Origin of the sequence: Flavobacterium mesophilum, assembly GCF_039581405.1 — a bacterium.
GTDB lineage: Bacteria > Bacteroidota > Bacteroidia > Flavobacteriales > Flavobacteriaceae > Flavobacterium.
The window spans coordinates 279,251-294,817 of record NZ_JBCPXZ010000001.1 but is presented as its reverse complement, the minus strand read 5'-3'; the positions used below and the strand labels follow the sequence as shown (position 1 = coordinate 294,817).

The window sequence follows — 15,567 nt, the reverse complement described above, 5'->3', positions numbered from 1 at the left end:
TTCAAATAAATCATATTGATAATTTTTAGGCTGAAAAAATATAGCATCAATAATATTTTGTTTGAAAAATAATATCAAATATAATTTTGAAACCAAATGAACACATTATTATCAATGAGCAGAATGAATTGCTTTTTTGCTCGAATCAGAGATGATTAAAATTCGAAGTATTTAATTGTAAAACCAACCAAGAAATGAAAACTATCTAAAATGAAAAATCAATGAAAACAAAGTTCACTCAAATTTTAAAGCAGAGATATTACCTCTTGTTTTTCTTTAGTTTATTATTACAGCAAACCTATGCACAGCAAATTTCGATTTCAGGAAAAGTTTCTGCGGCATCGGGAGAATCAATTCCGTTTGCGAATGTTGTAATCAAAGGCACAACAAATGGAGCAGTTACTGATTTTGACGGAAGCTACAAAATTAGCGCAAGCGGTAACCAAACCTTAATTTTCAGCTCACAAGGCTACAAAACAACAGAAATTGCTATTAACAACCGAACTTCTATAAATGTTATATTAGAAGAAGATGCGATGAAACTAGACGAAATTGTCGTAGTAGGGTATGGCTCACAACAGAAAAAAGACCTTACAGGAGCAGTTGCATTAGTTAAACCAGATGAAATTCAAAAAAGACAAATTACAACAGTTGCAGACGGATTACAAGGTTTGGTAACTGGGGTTAAAGTGCGCGGTGGCGGACGTCCAGGACAAGAAGCTAGTGTTGAAATTCGTGGTTTAAAAAATCTTCAAAATACAAATCCATTATATGTTATTGATGGATTGGTAACATCAGCAAACAGAGATTTTAACCCAAATGATATCGAAAGTATTCAAGTTTTGAAAGATGCATCGGCAGCTGCGATTTATGGTTCACGTGCTGCAAATGGTGTAATTATCATCACAACTAAAAAAGGTAAAAAAGGACCGCTTCAAGTTGAAGTTTCAGCAAAAACGAGTTTCCAAGTGATGCCTCGTTATGATTTAATGGGAACGGAAGAGTTTGCAAAATACAACAATATGGCGTATGACAATGCTGGATTTACGAGACAAAACTTAAACATGTCAGTAAATACAGATTGGCAAGATGCTGTTTTCAAAACAGGAATGATGCAGGATTATAATGCGAGTTTTTCAGGAGGAAATGAAAACTCAACATTCTTTATGTCTGGAAATTATTTTGGAAATGAAGGAACTGTTGTTGGAACTGATTTTGACAGAATTTCATTCCGTGTAAATTCAAGCGGTACAAAAGGAATTTTCAGCATTGGAGAAAACTTGGCAATCAGTAATTCAAAAACAGATGAAATGTCTGGAAACCCAATCATTGATGTGTACAGAATGACGCCAACAATTCCATTGTATGATCCAGCTAACCCAGGTGGTTACGGTTACGGAAAACAAGGTGTTGCAGATACTTTTGGAACAAACCCTCTTGCAATCGCTGATTTTGCGAATACAACAAATGAAAATTTCAGAATTAGAGGAAATATTTGGTCTGAATTGAAATTTGCACCATGGTTGAAATACCGTTTCAATTTTGGATATGAAACTAGTTTCGACTCTTATAAATTCATGAGAAAAGTTGGGAACTGGTCTTTAAATCAGCCAATAGATCAGTCATATACAGATCAAAACAAAGGAAGATCAGAAACATTGTTGTTTGAAAACACGCTGACTTTCAAAAAAGCATTTGGCAAACATGATATTACTTTCTTAGTGGGTCAAACGTACCAAAAAGACAACTACAACCAAATTTACGGAACAAAGAGAAATCTTCCAATGAATTCAGGAACTGGTGAATATTATGAAGTTCTAAATCAAGGAGATTCGCCAGTAGTTGGAGGTTTCATTAATGAAGCGGCTTTGGCTTCTTACTTAGGAAGATTAGAGTACAATTATGATAATCGTTATTTATTCAATGCCGTTTTAAGACGTGACGGATCTTCAAGATTCAGCGATGCAAACAAATGGGGGAATTTCCCATCGCTTTCTGCTGGATGGAGAGTTAGCAACGAATCGTTCTTCAAATCAGAATTTATTAAGGATTTGAAATTAAGAGCTAGTTACGGAGAGTTAGGTTCAGGAAACATTGGAAATTACGAATATAAAAGTTTCGTAAACAACTTTGGACAGATCGTAATGGGTAACGAACAAAAATTATATCCATCTGCAACTCAAGTAAAATTATCAAACTCAGAATTACGTTGGGAAAAATTAAAACAAACGAACGTTGGTTTAGATCTAGGTGTTTTAAACAATGATTTACGTCTTACAGCAGATTATTTTATCGCTCGCACAGAAGATGTATTATTCGGTTTCCCAATTTTATTAACTACAGGAAATGATGGAGGAAATCCAATTTCTAATGCTGCAACTGTTGAAAACAAAGGTTTTGAATTTGAATTGGCTTACAGCAAAAAAATCAATGAATTCTCGTTTAATGCTTCTGTGAATTTCACGAAAGTAAACAACAAACTGGTTTCTTTAGGTAACGGACAAAACGAAAACTTCTCTGGAAATACGGTTACAAGAGCTGGTATGCCGGTAGGAATGTGGTACGTTTTGGAAACAGATGGTTTGTTCCAAAATCAACAAGAAATTGACAATTATAAAACTGCAGGCGGAAAAGTAATTATGCCAAATGCTGTTCCGGGTGATATTCGTTTTAAAGATAATAATGGAGATGGACAAATCACGAATGAAGATAAAGCGGTTGTGGGAAGTCCTTGGCCAGAATTTGAAATGGGATTCAATGCAGGAGCAGATTATAAAGGTTTTGATTTTTCTATGAACTGGATCGGTTCACATGGAGCTACTGTTTATGACGGATTTAGAAGTGTGGTGGATCGTTTTGACGACAATAGTAACTACAGAACAGGAATTCAGCCTTGGACGCCAGAAAACCCAAATACAGATTTTCCTAGAATTACAAAAGGTTCAACTTTAAACTCAAGAGGCGACAGTGATCGTTTCTTAGAAAGCGGTGATTTTATCAGATTGAAATATATCGGATTTGGATATACTATCCCGCAAAGTGTTTTAGCAAAATCTGGAATTACAAGAGCGAGATTAACGCTTTCTGCACAAAACATTATCACAATTACGAAATACCAAGGATTGGATCCTGAGTTTACAAACGGTAATATTTTTGAAAGAGGTGTTGACAACGGTGCTTTCCCGAATCTTAAGACATATTCTTTTGGTGTAGAGTTTAGCTTTTAATTTTAAAAAAATAGCATAATGAAAAAAATAATAATTATAACAGCAGCTTTTTTAGGTCTTGTTTTTACAGCATGTGAAAACGATCTTGACCTAAATAGCCCAAATGATATTACAGTAGATCAATATTGGAAAACTGAAAGTGATGCACAAGCTGGAGTAAATTCAATTTATGCCATGTTTTACAAAGATGGTCTTTGGGCAAGATGGATTTATTTCCGTTTGGATTTGACTTCTGATGAAGGATATAGCGTAAGTCCTTGGACAGAATTGGCAGATTGGACAAGATTCAATTACATCAATTATAATTTCTGGGAAGGAAACGCTGTAACATGGAGAGATACTTACAAAGCAATTTTTAGATGTAATCAAGTTTTGGCGAATGTTCCAAATATTACTTTCCAAAATGAAGACACAAAAAAGAGAATTATTGCTCAAGCTAAATTTTTAAGAGCCTTGCATTACTATTATGCAGCAGTGATTTGGGAAGATATTCCATTGGTTTTAGATCCGTCTACGCCAGCCGACTTGCCACAACAAAAAAAGGTAACTGAAATTTGGGCACAAGTTGAAAAAGATTTAACTGAAGCATACGCAGATTTACCAAGAGATTGGTCAGGTGCTGATATTGGAAGACCAGACAAAGGAGCTGCACAAGCTTTTCTTGCAAAAGTATACATGCAACAACACAAATGGGCTGAAGCAAAAACAGCTTTAGAGTATTTGATTTCTGGTGCTGGTGCAAAATACAGCTTGCAAGCAAATTACAGAGACAACTTTACTGATTTACATGAAAACAATAGCGAATCTGTTTTTGAAATCCAATTTGGAGATCAAAGAAAAGGAGGAACTGGAGAAGATCAAAACGCTGCAGTTTCGAGCAACCGTTGTCAGTTTTTCGCACCAAGAGGAATTGGATGGTCTGACGGGCAAGCACGTTTCTGGTTAGTAAATGCTTTCAAAGAAGAAAAAAATAAAGACGGAAATCTTGATATTCGTTTAAGATGGACTTTGTACTATCCTGATTTGTTGGCTGATTTTGGAGACAAAACATACAACAGAAATTGGGAATGGAACAATAACGAAGCATGGTTCAGAAAAGGAAGCCGTGATTATTATAGAGATAATGAAGATTACTATTCTCAAGTAAATTACAGATTAGTTCGTTATGGAGATATTTTATTGCGTTACGCAGAAGTTTTGAACGAATTAGGAAATACAGCTCAGGCATATCAGTATGTTGATATGGTAAGAGCGCGTGCAAACATGAATACGTTAGCTGTTGCACATCCTGAAATTGGAAATAATCACGATTTGTTCTTGGAAAGATTGAAAATGGAGAGAGTTTTAGAACTAGCGGGAGAAAGTGTTCGCTGGGAAGATCTAAAACGTTGGGGAGATTTGAATACTCAAGCTTCTGTTGATAAAATTGCGCTTCGTGATCCAGATTTCAAAAACTTCAAAGTGGGTAAAAATCATAGAATGCCAATTCCTCAAACGGATGTTGATAATAATCCAAATCTAGATCAAAACTCAGGATATTAAAATCATTTTTTAAGAGGGTCAGATGTTTTCTGTCTGACTCTCTTATCATAAAACGAACGATTGTTCATATTTAAAAAATTTGTAATGAAAAAAGTAAAATTGTGTCTGACATTTATGTTGGCAGGACTTGTATTGCTTAGCTGCAATAACAAAAAAAGCAACGCTGAAGAAAGTAAAAGTGAAACCGCTTCAGTCGAAAAAAGAGAAATCTGGACAAAAGATCAGGCCAATAAATGGTACGCAGAACAGCCTTGGTTAGTAGGGGCAAATTATTCTCCTAGCACAGCTATAAATCAGTTAGAGATGTGGCAGGAAGATACTTTCGATCCAAAGAGAATTGATCAGGAATTGGGCTGGGCTGAAGGTCTTGGCATGAATGTAATGCGTGTTTATTTACACGATTTATTGCACCAACAAGATGCAGAGGGTCTTTACAAAAGAATGGACACTTTTTTAGGAATTGCTGATAAACATCACATCAAAATACTTTTCGTTTTGTTTGATTCATGCTGGGATCCGTTTCCTGTATTAGGAAAACAGCGTGCTCCAAAACCGCATACACACAACTCAGGATGGGTTCAGGCGCCAGGCCAAAAAGCACTTCAGGACAAAACGCAATATCCTCGTTTAGAGAAATATGTAAAAGAAACGGTAGCAAAATTCAAAGATGACAAACGTGTTTTAGGTTGGGACGTTTGGAACGAACCAGATAACATGACTGGACCATCTTATGAAAAAGTAGAAATTAAAAATAAAGCAGAATTGATTTTGCCTCTTTTGAAAGATGTTTTTGCATGGGCAAGAGAAAGTAATCCGTCACAGCCGTTAACTTCCGGAGTTTGGGTTGGCGATTGGAGCGATGAAGCTAAAATGGCGCCAATGCATAAAATGCAAATTGAACAGTCAGATGTAATTTCTTTCCACAATTACAATACGCCACAGGATTTCGAAAAAGTGATTAAACAATTGCAACGTTACGGAAAACCATTAATCTGTACAGAATATATGGCAAGACCTAACGGAAGTACTTTCGCAGGATTTTTGCCAATCGCCAGAAAATATAATATCGGTATGATCAACTGGGGTTTTGTTGATGGAAAAACACAAACGAAATATGCGTGGGATAGCTGGACAAAAACATACACTGCAGAACCAAAACTATGGTTTCACGAAGTATTGCACACAGACGGAACAGCATACATTCAAGCTGAAACTGATTTGATCAAAAAAATGACAGCTGAAGCGAATAAAAAGTAGATAATTTATTGGCCACTCCCGATAACTATCGGGATTCACAGATTAAACGGATTTTCACTGTATAATTAAATCATTTAATAGAAATAAAAATCAGTGAAAACCTGTTTAATCCGTTTAATCCGTGGGCTAAAAAAACTTAAGCGAAATGAGAAAAAATACAATAAAACAGCTTTTTTTAGCAAGTATATTGTGGTGTGGTTTTTCTGCGAACGCGCAACAACCGGATCCTCCCGGACAAGTAAAAGGAAATGAAAAACCTAAAAACGAAGCCTATCTTTTCGCGCACATGACGCACAAGGATTACGGTAGATTGTATTATTCAGTTAGTTTGGATGGACTTCATTGGGAAAATCTAAACGATGGAAAACGCGTTTTTGAAGAATACAAAGGTCATCCCGATATCTGTAAAGGTCCTGATGGAAAATATTACATCGCTGGAAATACAGGTGATGATGCAAAAAGCATTAATATTTGGGTCTCGGACGATTTGATTACTTGGAAAAAACATGCTGACTATACGCCAGATTTAAAGAGCACACCAGATTATTCAAACGCCTTGCAGCGAATTGGTGCACCAAAATTATATTACGACAAAGATTCTGAAAAGTTCATCATGACTTGGCACACGCCACATTTAGAAGGAACTAAAGAAGACGGAGAACGTTATTGGGCAAGCCAAAGAACGTTATACGTTTTGTCTAAAGATTTAAAAACTTTCGAAGGAACGCCCCAACGTTTGTTCGATTGGGATATGGGAACAATTGATGTGTTTATTCGTAAAGTCGGCGATTCCTACTACGCCGTACTTAAAGACGAAACCTATCCAACTTTGTATTGGACAACCGGAAAAACCATCCGAATTGCCAAATCAAAATCATTATTAGGACCTTATTCTTTGCCCCAGCAATCTATCAGTCCAAACTTCAGAGAAGCTCCAATGTTGATTCCTTCTCCAGATGACAAAATATGGTACATGTATTACGAACAATATCCAGGAGTTTCGTACGGATTATCAATTGCAGATAACCTAAACGGCCCTTGGTATCAAGCTTCAGGCTACACTTTTTTCTCTGATTGGGACAAATACAGTCTTCCAGAAAAAGTGCGCCACGGCTGTATGATTACAATTTCAAAAAAAGAATACGACAGTTTGGTTAAGAAATTTGGCCTCACGAAGAAATTATAAGTTATGAATTATGAATTATGAGTGTTTTACTTTGGTGATTAGCGAGTTGTTTGTTAAGAAATATAAGTTATCAATAGTCAACTTATAATTTATAAATCATAATTCATAACTAGAAAATTTGGTTAGTTAAGTTAGTTTGAGAATTACCAGGCTTAAGTGGATATAAGTCTGGTAATTCATTTTGATTAAGAAGAAACATTATAGTGTAATATTTTCACCATATAAGTCATATAAGTTAATATTAAGCCTTGCTTTATTTTTAAGCAAAAACTTATATTCTCTTGATGCTGTTTAAAAACTGTTAGTTAAACTAAAATGAACTTACATGACTTATATGGTAAAAAAAAATAATGAGTGTAAAATCTCAAAATATATAGAGCATGAAAAGAAAAAGCATCCTTTTTTTAGTCTTGTTTTCAGTGTTGGCAGTAAACGCGCAATGGAAACCGCAAGGAGACAAAATAAAAACAAAATGGGCAGAACAAGTTGACCCAAAGAAACCGTTACCTGAATATCCCCGTCCGATTATGGAGCGTGGCCAATGGAAAAACCTGAATGGATTATGGAATTATGCCATTCAAGAAGCTGGAAAAACAGCACCTTCAAAATATGACGGACAAATTCTGGTTCCGTTTGCAGCGGAGTCAAGTTTATCTGGCGTGATGAAAAATGTTGGGGCTAAAAATGAGCTTTGGTACGAAACCAATTTTTCAATCGAATCAGGCTGGAATGGCAAAAATATCTTGTTGCATTTTGGTGCAGTGGATTGGAAAACAGAAGTTTTTATTAATGATGTAAAAGTGGGTTCGCATACTGGCGGATATACGCCATTTTCATTTGATATTACACCATTTATCAAAAAAGGAAGCAATCAAAAATTGGTTGTAAAAGTTTGGGATCCTTCAAACGATGGGCCTCAGCCAAGAGGAAAACAAGTCAAAAATCCAGAAGGAATTTGGTACACTCCAGTTACAGGAATCTGGCAAACGGTTTGGATTGAACCGGTAAATGCTAAAAACATTACCGACTTAAAAACAACTCCAAATATTGATCAAAATACCATCAGTATAAAAGCAGATGTAAAAGGAGCAGAAGCTGGCGATTTAGTAGAAATTTCAGTTTTTGAAAATGGAAATGAAATTGCTAAAGAAAAAGCTGTCGTTGGAGAAACGAATGAAATTGCTTTGAATGCACCAAAATTGTGGTCACCGGAAAATCCGTTTTTATACCAAACAAAAGTTCGCCTAATCAGCAAAAATAAAGTAGTTGATGAAGTGAAAAGTTATTTCGCAATGCGAAAAATATCTTCAAAAAGAGATGAAAATGGTATTGTTAGAATGCAATTAAACAACAAAGATTACTTCCAATACGGACCTTTAGATCAAGGCTGGTGGCCAGACGGATTGTACACAGCACCAACTGACGAAGCTTTAAAATATGATATCGTTAAAACGAAAGAATTAGGTTTTAATATGATTCGTAAACACGTTAAGGTTGAACCGGAGCGTTGGTACACGTATTGTGATCAGTTAGGAATTTTAGTTTGGCAAGATATGCCAAGTGGAGACGATCAGCCGATTTGGCAAAACAGAAAATATTTTGAAGGAACAGAATTACAGCGTTCGGCAAAATCAGAAGAAATCTACAGAAAAGAGTGGAAGGAAATTATGGATCATTTGTATTCTTATCCAAGTATTGTCGTTTGGGTTCCGTTTAACGAAGCTTGGGGACAATTCAAAACGGTTGAAATTACAGAATGGACAAAAAAATACGACCCAAGCCGTTTAATAAATTCAGCAAGTGGTGGAAATCATTTCCAAACGGGAGATATTTTGGATTTGCACAATTATCCAGGCCCAGAAATGTATTTATACGATGCTAGAAGAGTTACGGTTTTAGGCGAATATGGCGGAATCGGTCTTCCTCTTGAAGGGCATTTATGGAGAGCAAATGACAATTGGGGTTACATCAAATTTAAAAACCAAGCTGAAGTAACTGCTGAATACATCAAATACGCTCAAATCCTTAAAAATTATGTAAAAACAGGATTTTCTGCGGCGGTTTACACCCAAACAACTGATGTTGAAGGCGAAGTAAACGGTTTTATGACTTATGACAGAAAAGTAGATAAAATGGATTTCAAAGCGGTTAATCAGATTAATACAGAAGTTATAAACGCCTTAAATCAAAAGTGATTTTTTTGGCTCTCGCAGATTTAGCAGATTCAGCTGATATAAAAATCTGCATAATCTGTATAATCTGCGGGAGAAAATTCAAACGCTCATAATAAAAATAAAAAGATGAAAAAATACCTTGTCTTTTTTCTGCTCACAACAATTGCTTTTGCACAGCAGAAAACTTTCACAAATCCAATTTTGCCATCAGGTGCAGATCCTTATAGCACGTATTACAAAGGCTATTATTACTACACGAATACACTCGGAAATAAACTGACTTTATGGAAGACAAAAGACCTTTCTGATATCAAAAACGCCGAAAGTAAAGTCATTTGGACACCACCAAAAGGAACTGCTTATTCAGCTGAAATCTGGGCGCCAGAATTTCATATCATTAACGGAAAATGGTACTGTTATTTCGCGGCCGATAATGGCGATAATAACAATCACCGAATGTATGTTTTGGAAAACAAATCATCAGATCCATTTAAAGGTAATTTTGAATTCAAAGGAAAAATCGCTGCCAAAACCGATAAATGGGCAATTGACGGAAATGTATTTGAATACAAAAAGCAATTGTACATGATTTGGGCTGGCTGGGAAGGCGACAAAAACGGACAACAGAATATTTACATCGCCAAAATGAAAAACCCGCTTCAAATTGATGGTGATCGCGTAATGATTTCGGCACCAACAAACGATTGGGAAACACATGGTGCATTGCATGATGATGTAAATCCGCCACAAGTAAATGTGAACGAAGGCCCTCAGTTCTTAGAAAAAAATGGAAAAATTTTCATCGTATTTTCTGCAAGCGGATGTTGGACTGATTTCTATGCTTTAGGATTATTATCGTTTAAAGGCGATGGTGATTTACTTGATGCTTCGGCTTGGAAAAAATCTCCTGAACCAATTTTCAAGCAATCGGATAAAAATAAAGTATACGCGCCGGGACATAATTCCTTTTTTAAATCTCCTGACGGAAAAGAAGATTGGATTTTATACCACGCGAATTCAAATCCGGGAGAAGGTTGTGGCAATAAAAGATCACCAAGAATGCAGAAAATCGAATGGGATGCAAATGGATTTCCCGTTTTAGGAGAGCCAGTAAGTGAAGACACAAAATTGGTCATTCCATCAAAATAATATAAACATTTTAAAAGCTACAAAATGAAAAATATTCAAATCGCTGCCGTTGTTATGCTGGCACTTTTTCAATTTAGTTGTAAAGACAATAAAAAAGAGAATGCAGTTTCAAAGGAAACCACTGAAATTAAAGCTGATTCGGTTAAAACAGTTTTAGAAACTAAAAATTTCGATACCATAATTGATGGCAAAAAAGTCAATTTATATTGGATCGAAAATAAAGGAATAAAAGCCGCTTTTACGAATTATGGCGGAAGATTAATTGGACTTTGGGTTGCGGATAAAAACGGAAAACAGACTGATGTTGTGGTGGGAATGAATAGTGCAAAAGGTTTTAAAACTTCAACAGAACCTTATTTTGGAGCAACAATCGGAAGAGTTGGAAATAGAATTGGAAAAGGGCAATTTACTTTGGAAGGGAAAAAATACCAAGTGCCGTTGAACAATGGAAAAAATGCTTTGCATGGTGGTATAAAAGGTTTTCAAGATGTAGTTTGGAATGCTGAAAAAACAGATGAAAAAACGTTGGTTTTCACGTATGTTTCGCCAGATGGAGAACAAGGATTTCCAGGGAATTTATCTGTAAAAGTTACTTATACACTTACCGATGATAATTCGGTTAAAATGGAATATGAAGCGACTACTGATAAAACGACAATTGTGAATTTAACCAATCACGCCTTTTTTAATTTGAATGGAGAAGGAAGCGGCACAATCCTAAACCACGAATTGCAGATTTATGCCAATGAATTTACGCCTGTTGATGAAGGTTTGATTCCGAGTGGCGAATTACGACCTGTAAAAAACACCGTATTTGATTTTACTTCAAAACATACAATTGGAGAAAGAATTGAAACCAAAGATGAGCAGTTAAAATTCGGAAAAGGTTATGATCATAATTATGCTTTGAACGGAACAAAGAGAAACGGATTAAATCACGCCGCAACAATTTCAGGAGATAAATCTGGAATTACAATGGATATTTTCACCGAAGAACCGGGATTACAGTTTTACAGCGGAAATTTCATGCAGTCTAAAAACACCTTTAAATCAGGTGCAAAAGATGATTTCAGAACGGCTTTTGCTTTGGAAACACAACATTTTCCAGATGCGATTAATCAGCCAAAATTCGCTCCGATTGTATTGAAAGCAGGAGAGAAGTACCATACGGTTTCTTATTATCAGTTTTCTGTGAAAAAGTAATATAGTTTAACGAATTTAACCACAATCCCGATAGCTATCGGGAGCAAGGAATTACGCAAAGGGCGCTAAGTTTTTATCACTTTATCATCCTGAGCGAAGTTGAAGGAACACAAAGTTATTCCCTCATCTCCTTTGCGCGCTTCGCGCAACCTTTGCGTCTTTGCGGTTAAAAAAAAACAATAAAAATGAAAAAACTACTATCCCTTATAACCTTGCTATCTGTTTTCGCTGCCTGTTCGCAGGAAAAAAACACAGACAAACCACAAACAAAATCAAATGCGATTTTGTTAGCAGATCCCACAATCTTCTACAACAACGGATTGTATTATTTATATGGCACAACAACCGGCGATATTCCAAATGGTGAGGGTTTTCAAGTTTATACTTCATCTGATTTAAAAGATTGGAAAGGTCCGACTGGAGCTCAAAATGGACTTGCTCTTAAGAAAGGAGATGCTTTTGGCGACAAAGGTTTCTGGGCGCCCCAGATTCTTCAGTATAAAAACAAATTTTATATGATTTATACGGCAAATGAAAATATTGCAATTGCAAGCAGTGATAGTCCGCTGGGGCCATTTAAAAGTGAATCAAAAGAGCCAATTATCAAAACCGGAAATCAAATTGATCCTTTTATTTTTATTGATGAAGATGGAAAAAAATACCTGTATCATGTTCGTTTGACAAATGGAAACCGAATTTTTGTCGCTGAAATAAACGATGATCTCCAAAGCATAAAACCAGAAACTTTAACCGAATGTATTTCAGGAGTTCTTCCTTGGGAAAACACACAAAACGTAAGCTGGCCAGTTACAGAAGGACCAACGGTTTTAAAACACAACGGTTTGTATTATATGATTTATTCGGCGAATGATTTCAGAAACATTGATTATGCTGTTGGTTATGCAACAAGTAAAAGTCCGCTTGGGCCTTGGGAAAAAGCGACAGATAGCCCAATTATCAGTCGAAAAAATACCAAACAAAACGGAATAGGACATGGTGATGTATTTTGGGATAAAAACAACAAAATGCATTATGTTTTGCATACACATTTTAATGAAAGTGCTGTTTCGCCAAGAAAAGCTGGAGTAATTTCGATTGAATTTAGTGGAGACAAAATAATCGCAAAACCAGAAAGTTTTCAGTTTCTAGAAACGAAATAGGTTAATAATCAATTATATAATTGAACTCTTCTCAAATTCGAGAAGAGTTTTTTTTTATAACTAAATGAAAGTAAAAAATTATTTTTATTTAGAATGGTTAAAAATAATTTGGAAAAACAAGTTTTAGAAAGTACTTTTGCCAACGAAATTTTAAACCAGACAAAATGAATAGCTTAACCATTAAAAAAATCTGTCTTTTTGTATTTTTCTTAACGTCATTTACGATGTTAGCGCAAAATCAAAATACAGGAAGAGTAACCGGAAAAATTACATTAAGCGGTAATGTTCCCGCTGAAGGTATTTCTGTTGCTCTTAAAGGAACAAAATATAGTGCTGTGACCAATGAAAATGGACAGTATGACATTAGAACCATTAAACCGGGTTCTTATACCATCAGTATCCATTCAGTTGGTATTCAAGGAATGGAAGATGTCATTGTGGTAACTGCCGGAAAAACAACTACTAAAAACTTTTCGCTTTCTGAAAGCCAAGAAGATCTTGATGAAGTTGTAATTACCAAAAATAAATACAAACAGGACAAGCCTTCACTGTCATTACGTCTTCAGACTCCAGTTTTAGAGATTCCACAAAACATTCAGATTGTGAGCGGTCAGACTTTAAAAGATCAACAAATAACGAGTATGAGTGATGGGGTAATCCGTAATGTGAGTGGTGCAGTGCGTTTAGAGCACTGGGGAGATTTATACACAAATATTACTATGCGTGGTTCTCAAATTCAGGCTTTCCGTAACGGATTCAATGTGGTTTCTTCTTTCTGGGGACCATTGACAGAAGATATGAGTTTTGTAGATCATATTGAATTTGTGAAAGGCCCGGCAGGTTTCATGCTTTCAAGTGGTGATCCAAGCGGACTTTATAATGTGGTTACCAAAAAGCCAACCGGAATCACAAAAGGTGAAGTTTCTGTTCTTGGCGGAAGCTATGATTTTTACAGAGTTAGCCTTGATCTTGACGGAAAATTGGATAAAAAAGGAAAATTGCTTTACAGATTCAATGGAGCAGCACAAAAGAAACGTTCTCACCGTCCGTTTGAGCACAATGATCGTTACGTAATTGCACCAGTTATTTCGTACCAAGTTGATGATAAAACAAAAATTACTGCTGAGTACAATTTTCAATATGCAAATATGACTGAAGTTGGTTCATACTATGTTTTTGGACCAGCATCTGATGGTTATGCAACTTTACCAGTAGGTTTCACAATGACGCAGCCGGGTTTGCCAGACACTAACATTCAAGACCACAGTGGTTATTTGATGTTTGAACATAAGTTTGATGATAATTGGAAACTTACGGCACAGACTTCTTATTTTAAATACATTCAGCAAGGATATAGTTCTTGGCCGGGAGTAGTTGGACCGGGCGATGCTGATAGAGATTTTGATGGAGTTCCTGAGGGAACACTTTCACATGGTGAAATCATTAGAAATGTCGGGATTTGGGATGCTGAAAGCAATATGTATTTGGGGCAGATATTTGTTAATGGAAAATTTAATACAGGTGCTGTAAGCCATAAAATATTAGGAGGAGTTGATTTAGGAAGCAAAGATTATATGGCTGACTGGGGACAATCTCATGACCTTGACACTGTTGACAGTCCTTTTAATGTTTATAATCCAAATTATGGAACACCTTCTAATGGGTTTCCAATGTTTGATCACACCACACCACTTTCTGTAAGAGCTAAAAATATTGGCGGATTAATGAGTACAGATTATGCTGCAGGATATCTTCAGGATGAATTAGGCTTTTTACAAAACAAACTTAGATTGACGCTTGCGGCGCGATACACTTGGATTAGTCAGGCAAGCTGGGGTGGCGCTCCAATAGCAGACAGTCATATTACACCACGTGTTGGGTTAAGTTATTCTGTAACAGATGATTTTGCAGTTTACGGATTGTATGATCAGGCATTTACACCACAATCAGGGATTATTAAAAGCGGTGAAAAAGTAAAACCATTAACTGGAAATAATGTTGAGGTTGGTCTTAAAAAAGATTGGTTTGATGGTTCATGGAGTACAACTTTAGCAGCTTATAGTATATTGAAGAAAAACGAATTGACTTCTGATCCAGCGAATACACCAGGAGAACAATACAGTGTCGTTTTAGGAGAAAAAAGAGCTCAAGGTTTTGAATTTGATTTAAGAGGGAAAATATTCGATGGCCTTAATCTTATTGCGAATTATGCATTTACAGAATCTATTGTAAATAAAATTGATCCAGACGTTTCTGCAGCAACAGGAATTAAAGAAGGCGATATTGTTCCAGGATACGCAAAACATACTGCAAATGCTTGGTTGAATTACACACTTCAACACGGAAAATTAAAAGGATTTGGAGCTTCGATTGGAGGAACTTTCCTTGACGGAAGACAAACTGATACTTGGAGCGCAGGTCTTCAAAGATTGCCATCATACTTTAAGTTAGACGGAGGTTTGTCTTATGAAACGGGCAAGGTAAAAGTAACGGCTAACGTATTTAATATCTTGAATAAATATTTATACAGCGGTTCATTTTATAGCTGGTTGAATGCTTATTACTGGCAAACGGAAGCTCCAACAAACTTTAGAGTTGGGGTAACTTATAAATTTTAAAAAGCATTTTTGTCATAGGTGCAAAGGCACAAAGGTTTTTATGAATTGCCT

9 protein-coding genes are annotated in these 15,567 nt (G+C 35.9%); all 9 read left to right on the top strand.

From position 1 onward, the window contains the following. The first annotated feature begins 221 nt into the window (after positions 1-221). The 9 genes from AAYQ19_RS01160 (at position 222) to AAYQ19_RS01120 (ending at position 15,516) form a co-directional block, all read left to right on the top strand. Positions 222-3,227 carry a SusC/RagA family TonB-linked outer membrane protein gene (locus AAYQ19_RS01160; protein WP_343532987.1) on the top strand — a complete coding sequence of 1,002 codons (3,006 nt, stop codon included), beginning with the start codon at positions 222-224 and terminating at the stop codon, positions 3,225-3,227. 18 nt (positions 3,228-3,245) lie between these two features. Beyond that, entirely contained in the window at positions 3,246-4,769 is a 1,524-nt protein-coding gene (locus tag AAYQ19_RS01155) for a RagB/SusD family nutrient uptake outer membrane protein (RefSeq protein ID WP_343532985.1), read from the top strand. Between the two features lie 84 nt (positions 4,770-4,853). Further along, positions 4,854-6,026, top strand: a complete 1,173-nt coding sequence (locus AAYQ19_RS01150; RefSeq protein WP_343532983.1) for a cellulase family glycosylhydrolase — start codon at positions 4,854-4,856, stop codon at positions 6,024-6,026. Between the two features lie 145 nt (positions 6,027-6,171). Then, the gene (locus AAYQ19_RS01145) at positions 6,172-7,212 is read left to right on the top strand and encodes a glycoside hydrolase family 43 protein (RefSeq protein ID WP_343532981.1); all 1,041 of its coding nucleotides are present in this window, start codon (positions 6,172-6,174) and stop codon (positions 7,210-7,212) included. A gap of 380 nt (positions 7,213-7,592) precedes the next feature. Then, on the top strand, positions 7,593-9,407 hold the full coding sequence (locus tag AAYQ19_RS01140) for a glycoside hydrolase family 2 protein (protein WP_343532979.1): 1,815 nt from the start codon (positions 7,593-7,595) through the stop codon (positions 9,405-9,407). A gap of 105 nt (positions 9,408-9,512) precedes the next feature. Further along, positions 9,513-10,535, top strand: coding sequence for a glycoside hydrolase family 43 protein (locus tag AAYQ19_RS01135; protein ID WP_343532977.1), 1,023 nt, complete (start codon positions 9,513-9,515; stop codon positions 10,533-10,535). Positions 10,536-10,559: 24 nt separating this feature from the next. Beyond that, complete coding sequence (locus AAYQ19_RS01130; RefSeq protein ID WP_343532975.1) at positions 10,560-11,738, top strand: aldose epimerase family protein; 1,179 nt, start codon at positions 10,560-10,562, stop codon at positions 11,736-11,738. A 185-nt stretch (positions 11,739-11,923) separates the two neighbouring features. Then, a complete protein-coding gene (locus tag AAYQ19_RS01125) occupies positions 11,924-12,898 on the top strand; it encodes a glycoside hydrolase family 43 protein (RefSeq protein WP_343532973.1) in 975 nt (324 codons plus the stop codon). 164 nt (positions 12,899-13,062) lie between these two features. Continuing rightward, the gene (locus AAYQ19_RS01120; protein ID WP_343532971.1) at positions 13,063-15,516 is read left to right on the top strand and encodes a TonB-dependent siderophore receptor; all 2,454 of its coding nucleotides are present in this window, start codon (positions 13,063-13,065) and stop codon (positions 15,514-15,516) included. Positions 15,517-15,567: the final 51 nt, after the last annotated feature.

Bases quoted from the DNA above. Each gene is read 5' to 3' on its own strand.
- AAYQ19_RS01160 (WP_343532987.1), top strand. From the start codon at position 222: ATGAAAACAAAGTTCACTCAAATTTTAAAGCAGAGATATTACCTCTTG.
- AAYQ19_RS01155 (WP_343532985.1), top strand. From the start codon at position 3,246: ATGAAAAAAATAATAATTATAACAGCAGCTTTTTTAGGTCTTGTTTTT.
- AAYQ19_RS01150 (WP_343532983.1), top strand. From the start codon at position 4,854: ATGAAAAAAGTAAAATTGTGTCTGACATTTATGTTGGCAGGACTTGTA.
- AAYQ19_RS01145 (WP_343532981.1), top strand. From the start codon at position 6,172: ATGAGAAAAAATACAATAAAACAGCTTTTTTTAGCAAGTATATTGTGG.
- AAYQ19_RS01140 (WP_343532979.1), top strand. From the start codon at position 7,593: ATGAAAAGAAAAAGCATCCTTTTTTTAGTCTTGTTTTCAGTGTTGGCA.
- AAYQ19_RS01135 (WP_343532977.1), top strand. From the start codon at position 9,513: ATGAAAAAATACCTTGTCTTTTTTCTGCTCACAACAATTGCTTTTGCA.
- AAYQ19_RS01130 (WP_343532975.1), top strand. From the start codon at position 10,560: ATGAAAAATATTCAAATCGCTGCCGTTGTTATGCTGGCACTTTTTCAA.
- AAYQ19_RS01125 (WP_343532973.1), top strand. From the start codon at position 11,924: ATGAAAAAACTACTATCCCTTATAACCTTGCTATCTGTTTTCGCTGCC.
- AAYQ19_RS01120 (WP_343532971.1), top strand. From the start codon at position 13,063: ATGAATAGCTTAACCATTAAAAAAATCTGTCTTTTTGTATTTTTCTTA.